This is a genomic window from Asticcacaulis sp. YBE204 (assembly GCF_000495855.1).
In the GTDB taxonomy this organism is placed as follows: Bacteria; Pseudomonadota; Alphaproteobacteria; order Caulobacterales; family Caulobacteraceae; genus Asticcacaulis.
Window position 1 is genome coordinate 202859 of sequence record NZ_AWGF01000001.1, and the last position, 24563, is coordinate 227421.

The following is a 24563-nucleotide window of genomic DNA, read 5'->3' on the forward strand; positions in this document are numbered from 1 at the left end:
ATCGTCCCGCACGGGTCGAATCGAGAAGTGTTAATTTCGTCGTTTTGTGAGTGTTTCACGTGAAACACCGAGCCAGCTATTTGCCGATGCAGAAGCTGGAGAAGATATGATCCAGCACCTGCTCGACATCCGTGCGCCCGAACAGGGCGTCGAACGCTGATAGCGCCTGACGGATATCTTCGGCCATAAGTTCAGGCGTCCCGAAGCCAATACCCAGCGCCCGGTCGAAACAGGCTTCGGCTTCGCGCAAACGTTCCATATGGCGTTCACGCGTCGCCGCCGGGAAGGTGTTCAGCGAGAGGGCTTTTTCGAGGTGCTGTTCCAAAGCCATTCGAAGCGCTTCCGTACCCGTATCGGTGAGCAGGCTGGTCTCGAACAGATGTGTGTCTGTCGGGATCAACGCTTTCACGGCCTCGATCTTTTCAGCCTTAGCGCGGTCGCTCTTGTTCAGCACAACGTAGTCGCCAGCGCGAATACCGCTCAGATCAGCCGCTTGAGGTTCGGAACTGTCGATCACCCAAAGGCGCAAGTCCGCCGTATCGCCCCTCGCCTTCGCGCGGCGGATACCTTCGGATTCGACCACATCATCCGTCTCACGCAGACCCGCCGTGTCGTAGATCAGGGCCGTATAGTTGCCGATGCGGATATGAGACTCGATGACGTCACGCGTTGTCCCGGCAATCGGCGTGACGATGGCCGTGTCGTTTCCCAGCAGCGCGTTGAACAGGCTCGACTTGCCCGCATTGGGTTTGCCCATGATGGCGATGCGATAGCCTTCGCGAATTTGCCGCCCGCGTTTGGACTCATCAATGGCCGAAGCAATATCCGATTTCAGCGCGATGATATCGGCGACGATTTTGTCGCTGAGACTTTCAGGAATGTCCTCATCTGGAAAATCGACGATGGATTCGATGTGTGCCAGCAGTTTGATCAGGCTGTCGCGCCACTGACCGTAGCGTTCTCTGAATCCGCCGTCGAGTTGCATCAGGGCCTGTTGCCGCTGCGCTTCGGATTCGGCCTCAACCAGATCGGAGATTGCCTCGGCCTGAGTCAGGTCCAGCTTGCCGTTTTCGAACGCCCGGCGTGAGAATTCACCGGCCTCGGCATGACGCAAACCCATGCTGCGAAAAATACTATAGAGCCGATCCAGAACCGCCCGCGATCCGTGGATATGAAACTCGGCGCAGTCCTCGCCGGTAAAGCTGTGCGGCCCTTTGAAGTACAGCACTAGGGCCTGGTCGATGGTTTCACCCTCGTGAACCAACCGCCCCAGGGTCGCAAATCGCGGCTTAGGCAAACGCCCCAAAAGCGCTCGTATGGCCTCAGCCGATTGCGGGCCGGACAAACGTATGACCGATACCCCGGCCCTACCCTGCGCCGAGGCGAGAGCGAAAATGGTCTGTTTCACGTGAAACACTCAGTCCTACTTCGGGGTTTTGAAACCGCCCATGCCTGCGGACGCCGCCGTCTGCATTAGCTTCAGGAACTGATCCTGCGCCTGCACACCGAAGCTCGACCACGTTTTCATGATCTCTTCGGGCTGCATGGAATGGATGTTCTGTTCCATGCGCGATTTCATGGCGTCGATCATGAAGCTATTCAGCGGTTCGACATCGGGGAGCCCCAGAAAAGCGCGGGCTTCCTGAGGGGTGCATTCGACATCGACGGTGACCTTCATGACTGTTCCATTTCTCCTCCCTATCGCCACGCGATGGGGAGGGGGACCGCAAGCAAAGCGCAGCGGTGGAGGGGGATGACTGCGGCGTTGCCGCCCCCTCCGTCTTTTGCCGCTACGCGCCAAAATCCACCTCCCCATTTTCGCAAGCTCAATAGGGAGGAGAAAGAAAGAAGGGCCGGATTGCTCCGGCCCGGATAAGTGACAATGCGCCTGATGTGCCTGATTTGGCAAGGATCAGGTGTTCATGCTCTGGAAGAATTCGGCGTTGTTCTTGGTCTGACGCAGCTTGTCGATCAGGAACTCGATGGCGTCCTGAGCGCCCATCGGGTTGAGGATACGACGCAGGACGTAGGTCTTTTGCAGATCCGCGCGGTCGACCAGCAGGTCTTCCTTACGCGTACCCGATTTGAGGATGTCCATGGCCGGGAAGACGCGCTTGTCGGCGACCTTGCGGTCGAGCACGATTTCCGAGTTACCCGTGCCCTTGAATTCTTCGAAGATGACTTCGTCCATGCGCGAACCGGTATCGATCAGGGCCGTGGCGATGATGGTCAGCGAGCCGCCCTCTTCGATATTCCGCGCGGCGCCGAAGAAGCGCTTCGGACGTTGCAGGGCGTTGGCATCGACACCGCCGGTCAGAACCTTACCGGACGACGGGACGACGGTGTTATAGGCGCGACCCAGACGCGTCACCGAGTCGAGCAGGATGATCACATCGCGCTTGTGTTCGACGAGGCGCTTTGCCTTTTCGATGACCATTTCAGCGACCTGAACGTGACGGGTGGCCGGCTCGTCGAAGGTCGAGGAGATGACTTCGCCGCGCACGGTGCGCTGCATGTCGGTCACTTCTTCGGGGCGTTCGTCGATCAGCAGCACCATCAGGTAGCATTCGGGGTGGTTGGCAGCGATCGACTTGGCGATGTTTTGCAGCATGACCGTCTTACCGACGCGCGGCGGGGCGACGATCAGACAGCGCTGACCCTTACCCAATGGGGCAACGATGTCGATGATGCGGCCTGAACGGTCGCGCAGCGTCGGGTCATCGATTTCCATGGTCAGGCGCTGGTCGGGATAGAGCGGCGTCAGGTTATCGAAATGGACCTTGTGGCGGATGGCTTCAGGGTCTTCGAAATTGATCGTCTTGATCTTGGACAGGGCGAAGTAGCGTTCGCCTTCGCGCGGCGACCGGATCGGGCCTTCGACGGTGTCGCCGGTGCGCAGGGCGTGACGGCGGATCTGAAGCGGCGTGACGTAGATGTCGTCGGGACCCGGCAGATAGTTGGCTTCCGGCGAACGCAGGAAGCCGAAGCCGTCCTGAAGGACTTCGATGACGCCGGAGCCGGTGATTTCGACGCCGTCTTCGGCCAGGGTCTTGAGGACCGCGAACATCAGGTCCTGCATCCGCATCGAAGCGGCGTTCTCGACGCCGATCTGTTCGGCGAAGGCCAGCAGGTCGGCCGGCGACTTGTCCTTCAGTTCCTGAAGCGACAGCTTTTCCTGATTGGGATTTTCGGAGTCTTCATCGCCCTCGTCGCCGCCATTGTCTTCGGTGTTGGCGTCGTCGAGCGTGGTGTCGAATTCGGTTTCGGTATCTTCACTCATTGTGGGGAGTCTCTTTTTGAATATAGAGCTATGCCCGTGGCCTATTCATACATGAATACAGTCACTTAAGGCGAAAGCCCGTCAATGGTCGTACCCTTTTTCAAGGGCCATATGTGTATCATTAGGGAAGGCGTTTAGCCGCGAGAACCGCGGTGCCTGAGAGGGGTGCGCGCATTAAGGCCGATGTCCGGCGCGCGCGTCAGAGTCCGACATACACCCAAACACGAAAATTTCAAGCTTTAATAGGTCCTCCCCTGATTTCAGGGGAGGTGGCAGTCGAACGTAAGTGAGACTGACGGTGGGGTTAAAACAGTGGTAATTAACCCCACCGTCTTTTGTCGTTTCACTCCAAAATCCACCTCCCCTGAAATCAGGGGAGGCACTTGGTTTAAATCGTGAAAAACTCGGTCGTCACCGCAATGACCATGATGATCGCCAGCACGAACGGAATCTCATTGGCCATGCGCCAGAACGTCTCGGTGCCGATATCCTCACCGCGATTGAGCTTCTTGAAGCGCACCGACAGAAAATGATGGTACCCGGTGATGCCGACGATGCCGAGCATCTTCACGACAAACCACGGCTCGTGGAAGAACTTCATGCCGAAGCGGTCGGCGACGTTGACGTAGATCAAGCCTGCCCCGAAGACCCAGGCCGCGATCATGGCCGGGTTCATGATGAAACGCAGCAGACGGCGTTCCATATTGGCGAAGACGGCGGTGACATCCGGCTTGTCGCGGTTCTGGATGTGATAGACGAACAGGCGCGGCAGATAGAGCAGTCCAGCCATCCAGGCGATGACAGCCAGAATATGCAGACCGCGCAGCAGGTCGTAATGGTTCATCAAAAACCCCTTTGTTTGGCGCACTGTTTGTGGCAGGCCTGACAGCTGTAATCGGCCACGATATCTGCATCTGTGTTCAAAGCCTTATGCACTTCATCCGCCAGACCCTTGATGAACGCTGTGTTTACACCCACTACAGGTACCCGGATATAGTCCTTGGCGCCGTGTTTGTCAGCCAGATGTCGGTATTCGATGTCCAGTTCGACCAGAGTCTCGATATGTTCGGAGACGAAAGCCACCGGTACGACGACGGGTGACTTACCGCCTTTGACGGTCACGACAATCGTCTCATCGGTCGAGGGACCGATCCATTTCAGGGGACCGACCCGGCTCTGATAACTGACCACATGGTCGATGGCCAGGTTGAGTTGGGCCATGATTTGGCTGACGCTGGCCTCGATCTGAGCCTGATAGGGATCGCCGCCGCTAATAACCTTTTCCGGCAGCCCATGCGCCGAAAACAGCAACCTGTACGACGACAGGTCGGTGAGCCCTGAGAGGGCGCTGCGTATATTTTCTGCATAAGCCGCTGTAAAACCTGAATTTTCCGGATAGCAGCAGACATAGCTGATAGGAGCCTTGCCTTTGTAAGTGGCTTTGAAAGTGACAAAGGACGACAGGCTGGTGGTCGTCGAATATTGCGGATAGAGCGGCAGGGCCACGATTTCGTCCGCCCCCCAGGCTTCGATATCGGCAATGGCCTCAGAAATGAAGGGGTGCCAGTAACGCATACCGATAAAGGCTTTGAACATGATACCCGGCGTCGTGTTCAGGTGGGCTTCAAGTGCTCGTGCTTGCGCCTCGGTTTCCTTCACTATGGGCGAACCACCGCCCATATAGCGATAGTTTGCCTGCGCCGAGGCTTCGCGGCGGGTCGAGATCAGTTTCGCAATGATCTGACGGAACGGCGTGGGCAGGCCAATGATGAACTTGTCGCTGAACAGATTGTACAGGAACGGCTTGACGTCCGCCTGAACGAGCGGGCCGCCGAGATTAAACAGGAGAACAGCGACTTTTTTCATTTAACTTCTGATGATTTCCAAGGCGCGTTCGACGTGCGCGATGGGCGTATCGGGGAAAATCCCGTGGCCCAGATTGAAGATATACGGCCCCTGCCCCCAGGCGGATTTCAGCGTCCGCACCATATCGTCCAGCGCCTGCCCGCCGGAACGCAGAACGACCGGATCGAGCGCGCCCTGAATCGGTTTCAGCTTCTGAATCTCTTGCCCCAGTTTCAACGGCGTCGCGGTCCCCAGCGCCATGCCCTGAACCTCGACGGCCTGCACGTAATCCATGCAACGCGCCTCGGCCCCGCGCGGGAAACCGATAATCGGCAGGGTCACGCCTAGGTCTCGCACACGCTTGATCAGGCGCTGATGCGGCACGATGACCAGTTGATCGAACAGCGGATCGGGGAAGCCCTCGGCCCAGCTCTCGAAGATCTTGAGCACCTGCGCCCCGGCATCGGCCTGCATTTTCAGATACTGCGCCGAAGCCTCGATGACCACGTCCATGACCTTGGCCACCAGATCGGGCTGTTCGTAAACAAAAGAGCGGATCAGCGACCGGTCGTGCGCCTTACGCCCGTTGAGCATATAGGTCATCACCGTCCACGGCCCGCCGCAGAAACCCAGAAGCGTGACCTCTTTCGGCAATTGGGAGCGCAGAATCTTCAGGGTCTGGCCGACATTCGACAGATACGCCCCTGCCGAGCCCGCGAGATCAGCCATACGCTCGATGGCCGGTAATTCGCCTAAGACAGGCCCCTCACCCGCTTCGAAACGCACATCCTGACCCAGGGCCATCGGGATGACTAAGATATCGGAAAACAGGATCGCCCCATCCATGCCGTAACGCCGGACCGGTTGCAGCGTCGCTTCGGCGGCTTTTTCCGGATTCAGACAAAAGCTGAGGAAATCCGGCGTCGTGGCGCGCAGCTCACGATATTCCGGCAGGTGCCGGCCGGCCTGACGCATGAACCACACAGGCGGCGTGGTTTGCGTATGGCCCTGAAGGACCGAGACTATGGATGGCGTAAAGTCTGTCATGGGTCAACCCATAGGCCGGGGGCGGTTTCCCCTCAATCCTAAACTGTTCCTCTATAAAGAATTTTAGAAAAATAGAAGAGGTAGTAAGGGCCGGGAGAGTGCGGAAAAATGCCGCAGGCGGAGGAAATGAGGTCCTTTATCACGGCTTTTTCACAAGGCAGGGTTAACGAATAATTAAGGATTCACAGCCTGTGAAAAAGCGGGATAATTAACCAAATCTTAGGAATGATTAAAACTTTCTTAATTGAAACGGACCCCGGTCATACACGGTTAATTTTTCATTAAGATTTGCACACAAATCCGTCACAAACGATTCACGCTACCCGTGACTGGGGAAAAATGACCGCGAAAAGGCACCGGTTTTCCGCTGTTTCCCCATCGTGCGGCATGGTATGGCCTTTACGGGAAACTTATCCGGAAAGGCGACGGAGTCATCCCTCGGTTTTCCCCAGAAAGCGTACACAGATTAATTTCATGACGACATCGACGGCAAAGATTGGTATCCACTTCCACGTCCATCTGGTCTCGGATTCGACCGGTGAAACCCTTAACGCCCTGGCCAAGGCCGCCGCGGCACGTTTCGAAGGGATTTACCCCATCGAGCACATCTATGTGCTGATCCGCTCCGAAAAGCAGATGGAACGCGCCCTCACCGAGATCGAGGCCTATCCCGGCATCGTCCTGCATACTCTGGTCGACGCCGAACTGCGCCTGAGGCTGGAAAGTTTCTGCCGCGAACGCGATATCCCCTCGATCGGCGTCCTCGATTCCGTCGTCGTCGCCTATTCCCGCTATCTCGGGGCCGCCGAATTTTCCAAGCGCACCGGTGCCCAGCACAATCTCGACAACGAATATTTCGAACGTATCGAAGCCCTCAACTACGCCATTGCCCATGACGACGGAGCCTATGCCGACCGCCTGCGTCAGGCCGAAATCATCCTCATCGGCGTCTCGCGCACGTCAAAAACCCCGACCTGCATCTATCTGGCCCACCGCGGATTCAAGGCCGCCAATATCCCGCTGGTCCCCGGCCGTGAACTGCCGCCGGAACTGGACGACCTTCAGGAACCCCTTATCGTCGGCCTCCTCGCCTCGCCCGACCGCCTGGTTCAGATCCGCAAGGCACGCATCATGAGCCTTGCCGCTGACGACCGCCCGACCACCTACACAGATTCCGAATCCGTGCGCGAGGAAATCATCGCCGCCCGCCGCCTCTTCGAGCGCAAGGGCTGGCCCGTCATCGACGTCACCCGCCGCAGCGTCGAGGAAACCTCAGCGGCGATCATCAGTTTGCTGAATGAGAAGCGGACGGGAAGACTGGGCGGGATTTAAAAGGGTTTGAAGGTTTAAGACGCAGGGGTCGCGGACCCCTGCACCCCGATTGTAGTCGAGTCTCCCTCCTCCCTATCGAAGATGGTGAGGTGGCATTTGAGCGATAGCGAAACGAAGTTCGGCGCAGCCAAAATGACGGAGGGGGCAGCGAAGCCGCTTGGGCTTGACAATCGCGCGCCATCGGCAAAAGAAAAGCGCATGACAACACCTGCCATTATCCTCGCCTCTGGTTCGAAAATCCGTGCCACCCTGCTCACCAATTGCGGTTTGAGCTTCACCAAGATTCCCGCCGATATCGACGAGGACGTGGTCAAGGACGAATGCCTGCTGAAAGGCTTCACCCCCAAGGCCGTCGCGCTGCGTCTGGCGCAGGAAAAGGCCCTGCATGTGTCGCGCACACATCCCGGCCTCGTTATCGGCGCCGATTCGGTTCTCGAACTGGAACGCGACCTGATTTCCAAGCAAAAATCACTGGCCGATGCCGCCAATCTCCTGCGCCGCTTTTCCGGCCTGACCCACTATCTGCATTCCGCCGTCGCCGTGGCGCAGGACGGGCAGCTTCTGTGGTCGCACGTCGACACCGCCGACATGTCCGTCCGCCGCCTGAGCGACGACTTCATTGCCCACTATATAGAGACCGCGGGCGAAGAAATCCTGTCCAGCGTCGGCTGCTATATGCTCGAAGCCTACGGCGTCCACCTGTTCGACTCGATCAAAGGCGACTATTTCACCGTGCTGGGCCTGCCGCTTCTGCCGTTGCTCGGTCAGCTTCGCCATTATGAGGTGCTCCCCGCATGAAAAACCTTCCCACAGGCGCGGCCCTGGTCGCCGGCGTCGTCGGTCAGCCGATCCGTCAATCCCTGTCGCCCTTTCTGCACACCGCCTGGCTGAGACATATGGGTTTGAACGGTGTCTATGCCCCGTTTGCGCCGGTCGACGATCATGCCTTCGAGCGGCTGGTTTTGTCGTGCCGGACCAATGGCATCAAGGGGTTGAACGTCACCGCACCGTTCAAGGAACTGGCCCTGAAACTGGCCGACTCTTACTCCGATCTCGCCCATACCTCGGGTTCGGCCAACCTCCTGACCTTCGATGACGACGGCCGCGTCCATGCCGATTCGACCGACGGTCACGGGCTCATTCAGGCTTTCAAGCTTCAGGCCCCCGATTGCGATCTGACGGCAGGCGGTGTGACGATCATGGGTGCTGGTGGCGCGTCGCGGGCGGTGGTCGCGGCACTTCTGGCCAAGGGTTGCACCGATATCCACATCGTCAACCGCACCTTGGCACGGGCTGAAGAACTGGTGTTTGCGTTCAAAGATGGCGTTACCGCTTATGCTCTAACTGACGTCGACCGCGCCTTTGCCGGGTCGGTCGCCGTGATCAATGCGGCCTCGGGCGGTCCCCTGCCCCTGTTCGACGCCTTGGATAAGTCGGCCACCATCATGGACATGACCTATCGGCCGTTGAAAACCAACTGGCTTCAGGCCGCCGAAAGCGCCGGTCTGACCACAGTGGATGGCCTGATGATGCTGATCGAACAGGCCCGCCCCTCGTTCGAAGCCTTTTATGGTGTCGTGCCGGACATGGCGTTCGATGTGCGCGGTCTGGCACTCGCCTATCTGGGTGAAGCCGGATGATCCGCCTCGGTCTCACCGGTTCCATCGGCATGGGCAAGTCGACCATCGCAAAGATGTTCGCCGACGAAGGCGTGCCCGTCTGGGACGCCGATGAGACCGTTCATCGGCTTTATGCGACCTTCGAACCGTTGAAAGCGGCCCTGACCGAGGCCTTTGGCGATGTCCTGACCGAAGGTGCGGTCGATCGCACGAAGCTGTCGGCCATTTTGCGCACCGACCCCGAAAAATACAAAACACTCAATGCTCTGGTTCATCCGGCTACGGTCGATGATCGTCATGACTGGTTGGCGCAACAATCCGCAGCGGGCGCGAAGCTGGCCTTGTCGGATATCCCGCTGCTGTTCGAAACCGGGGCCGACAAGGCGTTCGACAAAGTCATCGTGGTCACCGCTCCGGCAGAGGTTCAGGCCGCGCGCGTTCTCGCCCGTCCCGGCATGACCGAGGTGAAGTTCCATGAAATCCTTTCGCGGCAAACGCCGGATGCCGAAAAACGCACTCGCGCTGATTTCGTCATCGATACCTCGCTTAACCTTGAGGCCAGCCGTCAACAGGTGCGCGCGATTATCGACAGCCTCACGTCTGGACAAAAACCGCAAAGCGACTCACAAAGAGACCATGACGCGCCAGATCGTTCTTGATACCGAAACCACCGGCATCGACCCCAAAAAAGGTCATCGCCTGATCGAAATCGGCTGCATCGAGATCGAGGACCTGCTGCCGACCGGGCGCACCTTTCACCACTATTTCAATCCGGAACGGCTGATCGAGCCCGACGCCATTCGCGTCCACGGCATCACCGACGAGATGGTCGCCGACAAGCCGAAATTCGCTGCTTTGGCGCAAGAACTGGTCGATTTCATCGGCGACGCCAAGATCATCGCTCACAATGCGTCGTTCGACCGCGGCTTCGTCAATATGGAGCTGGACCGGCTGCGCCTGCCCCAGACCGATCCGGACCAGTGGATCGATACGCTGGAAATGGCGCGCTATAAGTTTCCGGGCATGGCCAATTCACTCGATGCCCTGTGCAAGCGCTATAATATTTCGCTGGTCGAACGCGACAAGCACGGCGCCTTGCTCGATGCGCGGCTGCTGGCCGGGGTCTATCTGGAACTGTCGGGCGGCAAGGAGCGCGGTCTCGACCTGACTATGCACGGAGCGGTGTCGGCGACGGGCGAACTGATCCGTGTGATGGATCACGGCAAACGCCCGCGCCCGCTACCGTCGCATATCCATCCCGAAGAGGCCGAAGCGCACATGGCCTTTTGTCTTAAATATCTGAAAGACAAGAATATGTGGGGCTATACCCCACAATAAATACTCCCCCAGTTTACTGGGGGAGGTGGATTTTTAGCGAAGCTAAAAAGGCGGTGGGGGGCTCGCGTAGATATCGTGCCTAAATCTGCTGGCCCATTGAGCGCTATATGCTAACGGCGCAGGCCCCCACCACCACATCCGCATCGGCGGTCCGATCACCACTTCGTGGTTCGTGCGGTCCCATCGCTTGGCGAAAGCTATACTTTCGCCTGCGCTATACCCCAGCAAGCTGGGGAGGTATTAAAGGTGTTATGCCTGACCGACGGTTTCGCCGATCTGGCCCTTTTGCTGCATATACAGCGTGCCAAAATCGATCGGCTCGACGAAGAACGGCGGGAAGAAGCCACCGTCGGCGGTCGCGTCGGCGATGATGCGGCGGGCGAACGGGAACAGATAGCGCGGGCATTCGACCAGAAGCGTCGGCTCGATCATCGGCTGCGGCACGCCGGCCAGCTGGAACAGACCGCCATAGACCAGTTCGATGGCGAACATTGGGCCTTCGGGGTTCGACGCGGTGACCGACAGTTTCAGGTCGACTTCGAACAGGCCATCGGGGCGGCCCTTGGCGTTCATTTCCACGCCCATATCGATTTCCGGCCGCTGATCCATGCGCAGCGAATTCGGGGCGCGCGGGTTCTCGAACGAGAAGTCGCGAACGAACTGCGCCATGACCTGCATGTTGGCGGGCAGGGGCACGGTGTTCGTTTCCGGAGCGGCTTCCGGCGTTTCGTTAGGGGTGACGCTGTCGTTCATGAACTCTCTCCTGTGGGCGCTGCAACGGTTTCGCGCGCGACCGAAATTTGGCTGTGAAACGCCCCTAACACGCACAAAAACGAATGGCAATCTGGTGTTAAGGCAAACGAAGTGTTCCGTTTCGCCAAACTTGTTCTATATAGGGAAGATTACGCCTGTTTGTTTATGCGCCGGAGAAGCGATTTCATGTCCTGGGACTTGTTGATACTGGCCTTGATTGCCGTGGTGGTTCTGTTCCAGCTCTATAATGTGCTGGGCCGTCGCGTCGGTTTCAAGGCCGAGGACAAGGCTGAAAACAAACTCGGCGCCCCCAAAGGCGACGAGGGCGAAGGCCCGATTGGACGCCCGGCTCAGGACAGGGTCGTCGATCGTCTGCGTCTGCCGAACCTCGACGCCCTGAAAGCGAAAGACAGCAATTTCAACGAGGTGAATTTCGTCGAAAAGTCGCGCGAAGCCTATGAGCAGATCGTGCTGGCCTTCAATCGTGGCGAAATCGACAATCTGAAAGAGCGCCTGTCGGAAAGCGTTTTCGACGTGTTCAGCAAGGCGGTTGCCGCGCGTGGCGAACAAAAGGCGGTCGCCGTCTCGTTCGTCGATGCGCCCAAGGCCGATATGGACCTGATCGATCTCAAGGACGACCGCGCTCAGGTGCGGATGCGTTTCCTGTCGGAACTGGTCTATGAAACGCGCACCGCGTCGTCCGAGGTGGGTGTGCCGGACGAGGTCCATAAACAGCACCGCCGCACCGCCGAATACTGGACCTTCCAGAAAAACCTGAAATCCGCCGCCAATCCGTGGATTCTGGTCCGCGTCGAAGCGGCAAAGGCATAGGGAACGGGGGCAGACATGGGGGCCAACAGGTTAAGGCTTGCCGTATCGGCATCGCTGTTGCTTATGCTGGCGGCGTGTGTGCAGACGCCGAAGCCGCCGGTCGGGCCGACGCCCGTGCCGCCAATAGATCAGCCGGAACCCGAACCGCAACCGATCCCGAAATCCGACCGCCTGAGCGCCTTGCCGGGGTGGGAAACGTCGGATGCGTTTATAGCGCTTGAGGCCGTGCGCGGCACCTGCGCCTATAAGAAAGGGCGACAATATTCGAAAGCCTGCGACGATCTGAAAACCAAGTCCTTCGAGTCGCCGGAAGAAATCAAGGCGTGGTTGCTGGCGCGGTTCAAAATCGAGCGGCTGGAGGGCGAGGGGCTGCTGACGGCCTATTTCGTGCCGGAATACCCCGCCACCACTGTCGCTTCGGCGGAATTTTCTCAGCCCGTGCGCGAACGGCCCGACGATTTGGTGCTGGTCGATGCGACGCAACTGAGCCCGCCGTCGGCGGCGGGGAAAAAGGTCGCCGCACGCAAGGTCGGTGATCTTTACGTACCCTACTATACCCGCGCCGAAATCGAGACCCAGCCTGCGCCATACGCGCGCTATTTCATGCGCCCAGAAGACTATTTCTTCATGCAGCTTCAGGGTTCTGGTTATCTGACGCTGGAAGATGGCACCCGCATCATGGCGGCCTATGCTGCCGATAACGGACAGCCCTTCGTCGGCATCGCTAAGACCCTGACCGACCGCGGCATTCTGGCGAAAAATCAGTCGTCGGGCGACAATATCCGCAAATGGCTGGCCGAAAACCGTGGTCCTGTGGCGCAGGAGGTGATGAACCAGAACCCGCGCTACGCCTTCTTCGTCATCGATACGACGCGGATGGAACCGTTGGGGGCTGCCGCCGTGCCGCTGCCCGCCGGTTCGGCCATCGCCGTTGATCCCCTGCATCATCAGTATGGTGATCTCTATTGGCTCGATGCCGATGCCGGGACGTTAAAGGATTCCTTCCCCGTCTATCAGCGCATGGTCTCGGCGCTCGACACGGGCGGGGCGATCAAGGGCAAGATCCGCGCCGACCTCTATATCGGCCACGGCGACCGTGCCGGTCAGGAAGCGGGCCGCGTCAAGCACACTTTGCGCATGTGGCGGATCGTCCCGGTGGAGTGATCTACGGTTTCCGGGATCTTTTTGCTTATGCGCCCGGTACATATCGCGCCAGTTATCGAAACTTATGCCGATCAGAATCGCTACAAACGGTGCGGCGAGAACCACATAGATGTTATGAATGAGGGTACCTGTGATGCTCAAACCAAAGAACGCGAGATAAGAGTAAAATATGCGACCGCGCTTCATGCAATCCTCTTAAAAATTGAAAACCAACCTTACCGCACGCAATGTCATAACCGCCAGCACCAGCGTCCCCGCCGCAAAGACGAAAAACCGCAGCATGACGCGATTGCCGAAGGCCTGCACCCCCGTGTGGGCGATGCGCAGCCACACATAGATCCAGCCCAGCACGACAAAGAACTGATCGGTCTGACCGCTGATCTGGATGCTCAGGCATAGGGCATAGAACAGCACCGGCTGTTCCAGCAGATTCCCATAATTGTCCGCAATCGCGCGCACATCGGCGGGCAGCTTGGCCAGGTTGCGCTTGTCGGCAAAGACCTGCGGGTCCAGCCCCAGACGGAGCATAGCCGGGATGCGCCGGGCATAAACCCAGACAAGCACCACGAAGGTCCAGCCGATCAGCGCGAGGAGGGGGTGGATCATTTTCGCCGCGTGGTCGACTTCTTCATCGAACCCATCAGACCGCGCACCAGTTCACGGCCCAGAGTGACGCCGATGGTGCGGATGACCGACACGGCGACTGAGGTCACGGCCTTTTCGGTTTGCGACGGTTTGCGCACCACTTCTTTTTCGACCTTGACGGTCCTGGTCACCTTGGTGGCTTCGATCTCTTCCGCTTCGTCTTTCGCGGCTTCGGCGGCGCGGGCGGTCAGAAGCTCGAACGCCGATTCACGGTCGCGCAGGGCGTCGTACATACCTGCAACGGGGGATTTGGCCAGAATCTGCTGACGTTCGGCGTCGGTGGCCGGACCCATACGCGAGGCGGGCGGGCGGATTTTCGCCTGTGCCGTCACGGTGGGCGACGCCTTTTCGTCGAGCAGCGAGATCAGGGCTTCACCGACGCCCAGGGCCTGAATGGCTTCGACTGTATTGAAGGCCGGGTTCGGGCGGAAGGATTCGGCAGCGGCCTTGAGGCCCTTCTGCTCTGACGGCGTATAGGCGCGCAAGGCGTGCTGAACGCGATTGCCCAACTGCGCCAGCACCGAATCCGGCACGTCGGCGGGGTTCTGCGTCACGAAATAGATGCCGACGCCTTTCGAGCGGATCAGGCGGACGACCTGCTCGATCTTTTCCAGCAGAGGCTTGGGTGCTTCGTTGAACAGCAAATGCGCTTCGTCGAAGAAGAAGACCATGCGCGGCTTTTCCGGGTCGCCGACTTCGGGCATGACCTCGAACAGCTCCGACAACAGCCACAGCAGGAAGGTCGAATAGAGGCGCGGGCTGCCGATCAATTTGTCGGCCGCCAGCAGGTTGACGTAGCCCTTGCCGGAAATGTCGGTGCGCATCAGGTCTTCGAGGCGAAGCGCCGGTTCACCAAAAAACTGTTCGCCGCCTTGGGATTCGAGCGTCAGGATCTGGCGCTGGATGGCCCCGATCGAAGTGGCCGAGACCTGACCGTACTGGGCGCTGATCGCCTTGGCATTATCGGCGACGTGGGTCAGCATGGCGCGCAGGTCTTTCAGGTCGAGCAGCAACAGCCCTTCCTTGTCGGCGACGTGGAAGACAATGTTCAGCACGCCTTCCTGCACTTCGTTCAACTGGAACAAACGCGCCAGCAGCAGCGGCCCCATGTCGGAAATGGTGGTGCGGATCGGGTGACCCTTCTGCCCGAACAGGTCCCAGAACACCACCGGCGCGGCGGACGGTTGCAAGTCGATGCCCATGTCCTTGGCGCGCGCCAGCAGCTTTTCGTTCGGCGTACCCGCAAGTGCGATCCCGGACAGGTCGCCCTTCACGTCCGCGGCGAAGACGGGGACGCCTGCGTCGGAAAAGGCCTGTGCCATGATCTGGAGCGTGATCGTCTTACCGGTACCGGTCGCGCCCGCCACGATGCCGTGCCGGTTGGCGCGTTGCAGAAGCAGGTTCTGTGCCCCTTCGCTGGAATAACCGATCAGTACGCCCTTGGAATCCGCCATAATCCTGTCCTCAAATTAGTTCCTCTTCATAAGATGTTCCGCGCGGATTTGGCAAAGGCTTTTGAACCAGACACAGACGAACACAGTTCTCTCACACACATGTGATTCCGGCGCGATCAGGCCTGATTAGGGAGATACGCCAAAAGGGGTATTATGTTCGAACCGCTCTGTCTCTCTCGGAGCTTTTATCGGCCCGCGCGAAGGTTCCCCCCATAGCCGGCGCGAGACCGCATTGAGCCGCTCTTTCCCCCCATAGAGAGCGCTCAACCGAGGCCGTCTGCCTGAACAAGGCGGACGGCCTTTTCGTTCCACAAGAAACAATATTTTTCGTCCAGCCGTTGTTTTCAGGGTGCTTTCCAAGGCATAGGAATGAGCCTACATAATGATCCGCGCCTGCACATACGCGGACAAGCTCGGACGGAACGTCATGGATGATTTCACCCTCGCCTCATCGGTCGATGACAACGCCAACACACAAAAGGCGCTGATTGCCGAAGCCTTTATGAAGGTATTGGGGGAGGGGATTACGCGCGAAGCCTCGACCTTCCTCGACCAGTGCCTTGAGGATTACGAACCGGAGGAACTGCCCGACCTGAGCGCCGAAGAGATCGCCGCGGCCTTTGCCGGGGTCTGGCAACGCGCCGCCTCGCGTCCGGGCGCTGCGGCGCATAAGGCGATCACCGCCCTTAAAGCTTACGATCTCATTGAAATCACCCAGCCGGACGCACCGTTCATCGTCGAAAGCGTCATGGGCGAACTGCTCGATCAGGGGCTGGCCATCCGTTCGATGTTCCACCCGGTCCTCACCGTTCAGCGCGATCGCGACGGCAAGCGCATAGCAAGCGGCGACGATATCGCGGAATCGATGATGCTGGTTTTCATCACGCGTCAGTCGCCGGAAAAGCACCCGGCGATCATCGACGGCGTCGAAGCGACGTTGAACGACCTGCGCGCGGCGGTGGTTGATTTCCCGCGCATGCAGAAATTGCTGACGCAGGAGATAGCGACGCTGGAAGGCCTGAGCCTGCATCCGGTGGTGCAGGTCGATCCCGCCGTCCTTGGCGAAGACGTCGCCTTCCTGCGCTGGGTCGGGGAAAACCACTTCGTCTTCCTCGGGGCCCGCACCTATATCTATCCGCGCAACGACACCGGCGGCTACGTCCCCGAAGAGCCGTTGAGCCTGATGCAGGAAGAATACGGCATCCTGCGCGATAAACGCGCCATCCTGCGCCGGGGCTCCGAGCCCGCCATCCTCAGCCCGCAACTGCTGCATCATCTGGAAAATTCCGAGCCGGTCACGGTCGCCAAAGGCAATCTCAAATCGCGTGTCCACCGCCGCGTCTATATGGACTATATCTCGATCAAGCATTACGGCGCCGACGGCAAGCCGTCGGGCGAGACGCGCTTTGTCGGCCTGTTCACCTCCGACGCCTACGACCGCCCGGCCTTCGAGGTGCCGCTGATCCGCAGGAAATGCGAACACGTGCTGAGTGAAGCTAAACGCATCGGCTTCAACAATGGCGGCTATTCGGAAAAGCGGCTCAAAAATATCCTTGAGACCTATCCGCGCGATGAACTGTTCCAGATGACCGACGCGGACCTGCTGCGCATCACGCGCGGCATTCTGCACATTTCCGATCGTCCGCGCGTCAAGCTGTTCGTGCGGCAAGATCCGTTCGACCGGTTCATTTCAGTCCTGCTCTATATGCCACGCGAATCCTACCATGTCTCGGTGCAGGACCGCGCTGGGGCGATCCTCGCCGAAGGTTACGGCGGCCGGGTCAGCGCGCTCTATCCTTATGTGACCGGCAGTCTGCTGTCGTGCGTCCACTATATTATCGGCGTCACGCCGGGCAACCATCCGCAGCCGAACTTGTCAGACCTCGAAGACCGCATCACCGATCTGACGCTCAACTGGGCGCAGCGCGTCGAAGATGAGGCGCTGGATAGTGGCGCGTCCGATATCGGTTATCTCAACTGGGCCCGCGCCCTCCCGGCAGGCTATCAGGAACGCTATAGCCTCGGCGAAGCCGTCACCGATATCGCGCGTCTGTCGGCCCTGACCGACGAAGCGACTCTGGCCGTCCGCGCCTATCAGACCGAGGGCACCACCGACCGCTTCAGCCTGAAGATCTACGACCGCGCCGAAACCGCGATTCCCTTGTCGGACATCTTGCCGGTGCTGGACCGTATGGGTCTGAAAACGCTGGAAGAGTACGGCTATAAGGTCGAGTCGGCAGGCTGGCCGCGTCACTGGGTGCACGAATTCATCCTGCAACTGCCCGCCGGACACACGACGCCGTTCGAGACCTTCAAGACCCCGTTCGAAGACGCCCTGATGGCTGTCTGGAAAGGCGCGACGGAGGTCGACGGTTTCAATGCGCTGGTCCTGCAAGGCATTCCGTGGCGCGAGGTCGCCCTGTTGCGGAGCTTAAGCCGGTACCGCGCGCAATCGGGTCTGGACCCCAGCGGTATCGTCCAGCAACAGGCTTTGCGCACCTACCCCGAGGTGACGCGCGCCCTGCTTGATCTGTTCAGTTTGAAATTCAAGCTCGGTGATGCTGCCGATACGCGCAAAACCGATGCCGCGGCGGCTGAAACCCATATCCTCGACCTGCTGCAAGGCGTGTCGTCGCTGGAGCACGACCGCGTCCTGCGCCGTCTGTCGGCCCTGATCGGCGCGCTGCTGCGCACCAACTACTACCAGAATAAATCCTACATCTCGTTCAAGATCGCCTCGCGCGAACTGGCCGATTTGCCGGAACCCAAGCCGTATCGCGAAATCTTCGTCTGGTCACCGGTGGTCGAAGGCGTCCATCTGCGCTTCGGCCCCGTCGCGCGCGGCGGCTTGCGCTGGTCCGACCGCAAGGAAGATTTCCGCACCGAGGTGCTGGGCCTCGTCAAGGCGCAGCAGGTCAAGAACGCGGTCATCGTGCCGGTCGGTTCCAAAGGCGGTTTCTATCCGAAACAACTGCCCGCCGGGGGTGCCCCGGACGCTATCCGTGCCGAGGCCGTGCGTGCCTATAAGATGTATCTGTCGGGCCTGCTCGACATCACCGACAATCTCGACGCCAATGGTGGTATCATCGCGCCGAAAGACGTTGTGGCTTGGGACGCGCCGGACCCCTATCTGGTCGTCGCTGCCGATAAAGGGACCGCGACCTTCTCCGACATCGCCAACGGCGTGGCGCGCGACTACGGCTTCTGGCTCGACGACGCCTTCGCCTCGGGCGGCAGCGTCGGCTACGACCACAAGGCCATGGGCATCACGGCACGCGGCGCATGGGAAGCGGTCAAGCGCCACTTCCGCGAACGCGGCAAGGATATCCAGACGGAAACCTTCACCACGGTCGGCGTCGGCGACATGTCCGGCGATGTCTTCGGCAACGGCATGTTGTTGTCGAAACAGACGAAACTGCTCGCCGCCTTCGACCACCGCGACATATTCATCGATCCGAACCCCGATCCGGCGTCATCATTCGCCGAACGCGAGCGCCTGTTCGCCCTGCCGCGTTCGTCATGGCAGGACTACGACAAGGCGAAACTCTCGGCGGGCGGCGGGATTTTCTCGCGCGGTCTGAAATCGATCGAGCTTTCGCCGGAAATCAAGGCGGCGTTGGACATCACCGCCGACGCCCTGTCGCCGTTCGAGCTGATGCAGGCCATCCTCAAGGCCCCCGCCGAACTGCTCTATTTCGGCGGCATCGGCACCTATATCAAGGCGCCCAGCCAGTCGCACCTCGATGTCGGTGACAAGGCCAATGACGCCATTCGCGTCGACGCCGGCGATATCCGCGCGGCGGTGGTAGGCGAGGGGGCCAATCTCGGTATCACCCAGGCCGGGCGCATCGCCCTGTCGGCCAATGGCGTAAAGCTCAACACCGACGCCATCGACAATTCGGCGGGCGTCGACTGTTCCGACCACGAGGTCAATATCAAGATCCTGCTCGGCCGCCTCGTGCAATCGGGCCGCATGACGGTTGAGGCCCGCGATACCCTGCTGGCGTCGATGACCGATGACGTCGGCGATCTGGTCCTGATGGACAACTACGCCCAGAGCCTGACGCTGTCCCTGCTCGAATCGACGGCGGCGGAAGACAATGCATCCATGCAGGCCTTCATGTCGGGGCTGGAAAAACGCGGCAAACTCGACCGCAAGGTCGAAGGCCTGCCGTCGAACGCCCAGCTTGAGGCACGCAAGGCTCAGAACGCCGGATTGTACCGTCCCGAACTGGCCGTGGTCATGGCCTACGGCAAGATCGTCCTGTTCGACGACCTGATCGAGACCCAAGCCATCGACGACCCGATCTTTGAACAGGCCTTGGTCGATTATTTCCCCAAGCCCCTGCACGGCATGATCGACGATATCCGTCAGCACCGCCTGCACCGCGAAATCGTCGCCACCGTTCTGTGCAACGAGATGATCAATATCCTAGGCCCCAGCTTTCCGGCGCGTCTGCAAAAGGCCGCCGCGGTCGATACGGGCGGGCTGGTCCTGTCGTTCGAAGGCGCGCGCCGTTTGTTCGGCACCGAAGCCCTGTGGGCCGAGGTCTCGGCGCTCGACAATCAGATCCCGGCGGCGGCGCAAACCGCGCTTTACAACGCCATCGCCCTGTTCCTGCGCCGTCAGGTCTATTTCCTCGCGCGGCGTTTCGTCGGGCAACCGCAGACCTTGACCGAGGTGATCGCCGCCTATCAGGCGGGGGTCGCGACCTTGCTCGATACACCCGACCTGCTCAGTCCGAACGAGGCGGCGCGCGTCGCCAAACGGTGCGAGAAGCTGGTGGCCGCCGGGGCACCGGTTGATCTGGCGAAACGCGTGGCGGTGCTGCTGGCCTGGACCAGCGCGGTGGATGTCATAGATTTGGCAAACGGTGGCGACGTGGCGCAAACGGCAAAACTCTACTTCCTGACGGGTGAGCGCTTCGGCTTCGACCGTTTGCGCGCCGGAGCCGGGGAGTTGTACTCGACCGATCCGTGGGACCGCATGGCCATCCGCCGCCTGATCGAAGACGTCTATGCCGAACAGAAATCGGTGACAGCGGCGGTGGTCAAATCCGGCGACCTTGACGGCTGGGCGCAATCGCAATCGGCTCTCATCGCCCCGGTAGATCAGATCATGGCTGATATCGAAGGTGGCGGCGCAGGGTGGAGCTTCGCCAAGCTGTCCATCGTCAATGCCGTCCTGCGTGAATGGGTATCAAGATTATGATAGATTATCGCATTTCCGGGCGAAAAACCGGTTCCCACTTTTTCTGGAAATGCTCGTTGTGAGAAAGTTCCTCGTCATCGCCGACGATACGCCGGAGTTTCGCTCGGCCCTGTCCTATGCGGCGGCGCGGGCGCGGGTGACCGGCGGCATGGTCTCGCTGCTGCGAGTCTTGCCGCCGACGGACTTCAGTCAATGGGCCGGTGTGCGCGACGAAATCGAACGCGAACAGCGCGAAGAGGCTGAAACCCTGCTGTCGGGCCTGTCCGACGCGGCGGCGGTTAAGTCCGGTCGTCCGGCGGAAATCATCATTCGCACGGGCCATATCAAGGATGCCCTGCGAGACGTGCTGGCCGCCGATCCGGAGATCAAGATAATCGTCATCGGTGCGTCGGGCAGCCATCCGGGGCCTCTGGTCAATCTGCTGGTCCGCGAAGGCGTTGGTACGCTGGGCGGCACGCGTCCGGTTCCGGTCACCGTGGTGCCGGGGGATTTGTCCGACGAGGCGATCGAGGAGTTGATGTAACTAACCCTCGCCCCATGGGAAGAGGGTGGCGCAAAGCGCCGGGTGAGGGGGGAAAATGGATTGGTCCCAAAGTGAAATCGCAGCCTTAATAGGCACAAGTCTAATATTTGGCTTCGGTTTGTTAAAGCTCCGATATCCCGATCATTTCAACAGCATCGTCATGAGGAATGCGCCAAGAGGCCTCCGACTATTCTTCTTCTGGTTCTATGCGATTTTTGCGGGCGCAATCTGGTCTGTGTTCGTTTTTAATCTGGTAGTTATGCGTGTCTGGTTTCATTTTTTGAAATAGTTGAAACCAAGAGAAGCTTTCATCTAACCCTTGCCTTTCCGACCTTTTACCCCCATTTGGGCTTTAGATTTACCGGAAAGCCCGCCATGTTTATCCAGACCGAAGCCACGCCCAATCCCGACGTTCTGAAATTCCTCCCCGGCCGCGATGTACTCGGCAAGGGCTCGCTGGAATTCCGTACCGAGGATGAGGCGGAAAAATCGCCGCTGGCCCACGCCCTGTTTCAGATCGACGGCGTGTCGGGCGTCTATTTCGGCTCGGACTTCCTGACCGTCAAACGCGACCCGGAAGCGGCGCTCATCTGGGCACAGATCAAGGCCCCGATCCTGGCCGCGATCATGGACTTCTACGCCTCGTCGCGCCCGATCCTGAGCGAGGGCAGCGAAGTGGTCGAGCGCGTCTATGAGGGCGAAGTCGCTCAGATCGTCGCCGAGATCAAAGACCTGCTCGACACCCGCGTCCGTCCGGCGGTGGCGCAGGATGGTGGCGACATCGAATTTGACCATTTCGATATTGACAGCGGTACCCTGTACCTACACATGCGCGGCGCCTGTTCCGGTTGTCCGTCATCCTCGGCCACCTTGCGTCAGGGTGTTGAATCCCTGATGAAGCACTATGTCCCCGAAGTGCAGACCATCGAGCAGGTTTTGTAAGTTTGCGCTACGCTCTGGTCATCGATACGGCGCTTAATGCCTGTCAGGTAGGGCTGTTTTCGCACGACGGTACCACCGTAACGCCGCTCTTTGTCCGCAGTGAGGAAATGTCGCGCGGGCATCAGGAATTCATTGGTCCGGCGGTCACCGAAAGCTTCGAAAGAAGTGGAATTATTCCCAAAGCGCTTAACGTTATCGGTGTAACGTTAGGGCCGGGGTCATTCACCGGTTTACGCGTCGGTCTGTCCTTCGCCAAGGGTATGGCCAGCGGTTTGAACCTGCCTTTACGCGGTTTTTCCACGCTCGAACTGATGGGGCGCCGCGCGGCGTTCGATGGCCGCACACGGATGGTGGCGCACGACGCCGGGCGCGGTCAGCTATATCTGCAAACCCTCGATACCGACAATCGAGTCTATGATGCCAAATCCTTTGATATCAACGATCTGAGAGAGGTCGAAGCCCTGACCGCGCCCGATCTTATCGTCGGTTCCGGAGCCGGGTATCTGGCAAATATATTCCCATTGGCGGAGGTCATACCGACGGCTCTACCGGACCTCACGGCCATGGCGGCGCTGTGTTTCGCCGATACGGACGCCTATTCAGACCTGACACCGCTTTACATGCGCGACGCTGACGCTAAGGTATCGAACAAGGCCGTTATCAGCTTCGATTTTTGACCTGAACAGTTCTGAAAAATATGAAGCATATTCACCAAATACGCGAATTTGACCCCCGGTTGGTTGAAATTCACGCCAAAAGCTTCGATTTTGGCTGGAAAGATTCCGAATTTTTGGAATATTTGAATAAACCCCACCATGTTTTGTGGGGTCTATATACCGAAAACAGTCTTCAAAGCTTTGTTTTATCATCGGAAATTGCCGATGAAGCCGAAATTCTGACCATTGCGACCGATCCCGCCGAACGCCGCCAAGGCCACGCACAAGCATTGTTGACCCACCTTTTGGCACACCTGAAAACCAAGGGCACGCGCAGCCTTTTCCTTGAAGTGGCGCTCGACAATCCTGCCGCTATTGCCTTTTACGAAGGTCTTGATTTTCAAACGGTCGGCAAACGTAAATCCTATTACAGCCGTCGCAATGGTCCGCCGGTCGATGCGCGTATCTTGAGCCTTGCGATTTAATTCAACTCCCCTTAATTGAATTTGTGCGACGCGCTGTCGCAGTCAGCCAAAAAACGGGAGGGCCGCATGGACCGGATTGAACAGCAGTGCATCGAAAAAGGCATGCGCATGACCGATCAGCGTCGCGTCGTGGCCCGCGTCCTGTCGCAGGCGACCGATCACCCGGATGTCGAGGAACTGTACCGCCGCGCCGCCGCCGTCGATCCGCATATTTCGCTGGCCACCGTCTACCGCACCGTGCGCCTGTTCGAAGAGGCGGGTGTTGTCGAGCGCCACGATTTCGGCGATGGCCGTTCGCGCTATGAGCAGGCCGGCGACGACCACCACGATCACCTGATCAATATCAAGACCGGTCAGGTCATCGAATTCTTCGACGAAGAGATCGAGACCCTGAAAACCGCCCTGGCGCAGAAGCTCGGCTTCAAGCTGGTTGGCCACAAGCTGGAACTCTACGGCGTCCCGCTCGACGACGACAAATAGCTATTTACATAGTTCTTTCACATTCGCCGTCGGCGCGGGTTTGATCACCTCGTCGATAGCGATGCCCTTGCGCTTCGCCGCGCGCTCCATCATCGGACCATTGCCGCGCAAAGGATCAGCCTCTAGGTAGGCGACATCCGACTGCGCCTGAGACAAGGTCACGTATCGCGCGCCCGCCGCGTCCAGTTTCTGCATGACCGTCGGCAGGGTGTGTGCGCTCCAACCGCCGAGATGGGTGAGCAAAACCTGCGGGATCATCCGGCCATAGACCTTTTGCGACAAGGTCTTCATCCGCACGATACCGTCATCGACCTGTTTAAAGTACTGGACCTCCATCGCCTTTATCGTCGCCGTATCGCCCTTGGCCAGACAGCGGGCATAGGCGTCGGTATAGGCGAAGTCGTCGAAGCTCACCGTCACCTCGGCGATCGCATAGCCATGATCGGCCAGCCACGTCATGGCACCCGCGCGCCGCGCCGGGTCTTCGGCGGTAGCGTTGAGGAAGGGAAAACGCAGAACCTTCCACGTCCAGCCCGTCATGCGTTTCGCGACTTCGGGTTCACCGGCTTCCAGATCGGCCAGCCACGCTTCCAGCGAAGGCGCTTTAGCCAGACCCATATGGGTAAAGGTGTGGTTGCCCAGCGGATAATCGGCCTTGCGCCACAGGTCGAGCACGATGGCGCTGCCGGGTTCGCTGGTCGTCTTGGCCGGGTTGGCAAAACCGTAGGCTTCGGGCACCTTGTGTGTTTTCAGGGTCGCCAGATAGGATGCGGCGATATCGGCGCGCGTCATACCTTTCGGCAGCGGCCCGTGCGCGGGCAGGTCATCCACCGTAATCGCGATATCGAAACCTTCGGCACCGCTCGCACCGGACGCCAGAGCGGCCCACACGCAGGCCGTTGCGGCCAAGGCTTTCAGTTTCATCGCGGTCCCTGTCATTATTTGTGCGCTAAGAGA

General features: G+C 59.3%; 23 protein-coding genes. 13 read left to right on the plus strand and 10 right to left on the minus strand.

The genetic code is table 11. From position 1 onward, the window contains the following. Positions 1-76 precede the first annotated feature (76 nt). The 6 genes from mnmE to hemE form a co-directional block, all read right to left on the minus strand. Positions 77-1408: a tRNA uridine-5-carboxymethylaminomethyl(34) synthesis GTPase MnmE gene (mnmE, locus tag AEYBE204_RS21875; RefSeq protein ID WP_035441503.1), complete on the minus strand. Its 1332-nt coding sequence runs from the start codon at positions 1406-1408 to the stop codon at positions 77-79. Positions 1409-1423: 15 nt separating this feature from the next. Next, positions 1424-1678 carry a DUF6489 family protein gene (locus tag AEYBE204_RS21880; protein WP_023460500.1) on the minus strand — a complete coding sequence of 85 codons (255 nt, stop codon included), beginning with the start codon at positions 1676-1678 and terminating at the stop codon, positions 1424-1426. Positions 1679-1912: 234 nt separating this feature from the next. Further along, complete coding sequence (gene rho / locus AEYBE204_RS21885) at positions 1913-3280, minus strand: transcription termination factor Rho (protein WP_023460501.1); 1368 nt, start codon at positions 3278-3280, stop codon at positions 1913-1915. 388 nt (positions 3281-3668) lie between these two features. Further along, positions 3669-4124, minus strand: coding sequence for a CopD family protein (locus tag AEYBE204_RS21890; protein ID WP_023460502.1), 456 nt, complete (start codon positions 4122-4124; stop codon positions 3669-3671). Next, the gene (hemH, locus tag AEYBE204_RS21895) at positions 4124-5146 is read right to left on the minus strand and encodes a ferrochelatase (RefSeq protein ID WP_023460503.1); all 1023 of its coding nucleotides are present in this window, start codon (positions 5144-5146) and stop codon (positions 4124-4126) included. The genes AEYBE204_RS21890 and hemH overlap by 1 nt, the downstream gene beginning before the upstream one ends. Beyond that, complete coding sequence (hemE, locus tag AEYBE204_RS21900; RefSeq protein WP_031229536.1) at positions 5147-6172, minus strand: uroporphyrinogen decarboxylase; 1026 nt, start codon at positions 6170-6172, stop codon at positions 5147-5149. Positions 6173-6646: 474 nt separating this feature from the next. Here hemE and AEYBE204_RS21905 point away from each other — a divergent pair, with 474 nt between their 5' ends. The 5 genes from AEYBE204_RS21905 (at position 6647) to dnaQ (ending at position 10461) form a co-directional block, all read left to right on the plus strand. Then, positions 6647-7504: a pyruvate, water dikinase regulatory protein gene (locus tag AEYBE204_RS21905; RefSeq protein WP_023460505.1), complete on the plus strand. Its 858-nt coding sequence runs from the start codon at positions 6647-6649 to the stop codon at positions 7502-7504. A gap of 198 nt (positions 7505-7702) precedes the next feature. Further along, on the plus strand, positions 7703-8302 hold the full coding sequence (locus AEYBE204_RS21910) for a Maf family protein (RefSeq protein WP_031229538.1): 600 nt from the start codon (positions 7703-7705) through the stop codon (positions 8300-8302). Beyond that, complete coding sequence (locus tag AEYBE204_RS21915) at positions 8299-9144, plus strand: shikimate dehydrogenase (protein ID WP_023460507.1); 846 nt, start codon at positions 8299-8301, stop codon at positions 9142-9144. The genes AEYBE204_RS21910 and AEYBE204_RS21915 overlap by 4 nt, the downstream gene beginning before the upstream one ends. After that, the gene (gene coaE, locus AEYBE204_RS21920) at positions 9141-9782 is read left to right on the plus strand and encodes a dephospho-CoA kinase (RefSeq protein ID WP_023460508.1); all 642 of its coding nucleotides are present in this window, start codon (positions 9141-9143) and stop codon (positions 9780-9782) included. Before AEYBE204_RS21915 ends, coaE begins: the two co-directional genes overlap by 4 nt. Further along, complete coding sequence (gene dnaQ, locus AEYBE204_RS21925) at positions 9760-10461, plus strand: DNA polymerase III subunit epsilon (RefSeq protein WP_023460509.1); 702 nt, start codon at positions 9760-9762, stop codon at positions 10459-10461. The genes coaE and dnaQ overlap by 23 nt, the downstream gene beginning before the upstream one ends. Positions 10462-10710: 249 nt before the next feature. Here dnaQ and secB read toward each other — a convergent pair whose 3' ends face one another. Next, positions 10711-11214 (minus strand): protein-export chaperone SecB, encoded by a 504-nt coding sequence (gene secB, locus AEYBE204_RS21930; protein ID WP_023460510.1) that lies wholly within the window; start codon positions 11212-11214, stop codon positions 10711-10713. 186 nt (positions 11215-11400) lie between these two features. On the opposite strand from secB, the gene AEYBE204_RS21935 reads away from it, so the two are divergent. Continuing rightward, positions 11401-12045, plus strand: coding sequence for a Tim44/TimA family putative adaptor protein (locus tag AEYBE204_RS21935; RefSeq protein WP_023460511.1), 645 nt, complete (start codon positions 11401-11403; stop codon positions 12043-12045). A 15-nt stretch (positions 12046-12060) separates the two neighbouring features. Then, a complete protein-coding gene (locus AEYBE204_RS21940) occupies positions 12061-13209 on the plus strand; it encodes an MltA domain-containing protein (protein ID WP_031229541.1) in 1149 nt (382 codons plus the stop codon). Between the two features lie 195 nt (positions 13210-13404). Here the strand turns inward: AEYBE204_RS21940 and AEYBE204_RS21945 are convergent, their stop codons facing one another. Then, positions 13405-13815, minus strand: a complete 411-nt coding sequence (locus AEYBE204_RS21945; RefSeq protein ID WP_023460513.1) for an MAPEG family protein — start codon at positions 13813-13815, stop codon at positions 13405-13407. Further along, positions 13812-15308: a helicase HerA-like domain-containing protein gene (locus AEYBE204_RS21950; protein WP_023460514.1), complete on the minus strand. Its 1497-nt coding sequence runs from the start codon at positions 15306-15308 to the stop codon at positions 13812-13814. The genes AEYBE204_RS21945 and AEYBE204_RS21950 overlap by 4 nt, the downstream gene beginning before the upstream one ends. 427 nt (positions 15309-15735) lie before the next feature. Between AEYBE204_RS21950 and AEYBE204_RS21955 the strand changes: the two genes are divergently transcribed. The 6 genes from AEYBE204_RS21955 to AEYBE204_RS21985 all read left to right on the plus strand — a co-directional run bounded on the left by AEYBE204_RS21955 (position 15736) and on the right by AEYBE204_RS21985 (position 23606). Continuing rightward, on the plus strand, positions 15736-20520 hold the full coding sequence (locus AEYBE204_RS21955) for an NAD-glutamate dehydrogenase (protein ID WP_023460515.1): 4785 nt from the start codon (positions 15736-15738) through the stop codon (positions 20518-20520). A gap of 58 nt (positions 20521-20578) precedes the next feature. Further along, complete coding sequence (locus AEYBE204_RS21960; RefSeq protein WP_369751789.1) at positions 20579-21043, plus strand: universal stress protein; 465 nt, start codon at positions 20579-20581, stop codon at positions 21041-21043. Positions 21044-21418: 375 nt separating this feature from the next. Beyond that, entirely contained in the window at positions 21419-21985 is a 567-nt protein-coding gene (locus AEYBE204_RS21970) for a NifU family protein (RefSeq protein ID WP_023460518.1), read from the plus strand. A 2-nt stretch (positions 21986-21987) separates the two neighbouring features. After that, a complete protein-coding gene (gene tsaB, locus AEYBE204_RS21975) occupies positions 21988-22662 on the plus strand; it encodes a tRNA (adenosine(37)-N6)-threonylcarbamoyltransferase complex dimerization subunit type 1 TsaB (protein WP_023460519.1) in 675 nt (224 codons plus the stop codon). Between the two features lie 20 nt (positions 22663-22682). After that, positions 22683-23126 (plus strand): GNAT family N-acetyltransferase, encoded by a 444-nt coding sequence (locus tag AEYBE204_RS21980; protein ID WP_023460520.1) that lies wholly within the window; start codon positions 22683-22685, stop codon positions 23124-23126. Positions 23127-23192: 66 nt separating this feature from the next. Beyond that, entirely contained in the window at positions 23193-23606 is a 414-nt protein-coding gene (locus AEYBE204_RS21985; protein WP_023460521.1) for a Fur family transcriptional regulator, read from the plus strand. On the opposite strand, the gene AEYBE204_RS21990 is transcribed toward AEYBE204_RS21985, so the two are convergent. Then, the gene (locus AEYBE204_RS21990; protein ID WP_023460522.1) at positions 23607-24530 is read right to left on the minus strand and encodes a polysaccharide deacetylase family protein; all 924 of its coding nucleotides are present in this window, start codon (positions 24528-24530) and stop codon (positions 23607-23609) included. Positions 24531-24563 lie beyond the last annotated feature (33 nt).